The organism is Bacillus sp. AFS001701 (assembly GCF_002559405.1).
Taxonomy (GTDB): domain Bacteria; phylum Bacillota; class Bacilli; order Bacillales; family Bacillaceae_G; genus Gottfriedia.
Map to the genome: position 1 here is coordinate 1 of NZ_NTZO01000789.1, position 228 is coordinate 228.

A 228-nucleotide genomic window follows, 5' to 3' on the forward strand; every position below is an offset into this window, starting at 1 on the left:
GTGCGGCTGTGGCCCCTGGGCGCGCGGCGTCGACCGCGGCCTGCTGTGCGCGCACGAGCACCGCGATGCGTTCGGCGGCCTCCGTCGAGGGCTCCCCCACGGCGTACGTGCGCGTGCTGTCGGAGTTGTAGCCGCTGGGCACCGCGCCCCCGATGTCGACCACGACGACGTCGCCGTCCTGGATCACCCGGTCCGAGACCTCGTGATGCGGATCCGCGCCGTTCGGAC

At 74.1% G+C, this 228-nt stretch carries 1 protein-coding gene; it reads right to left on the reverse strand.

Going from position 1 to position 228, the window contains the following annotated elements:
- On the reverse strand, nt 1-228 hold a 228-nt coding region (locus CN514_RS25175), incomplete at both ends, for a M24 family metallopeptidase (RefSeq protein ID WP_141529554.1).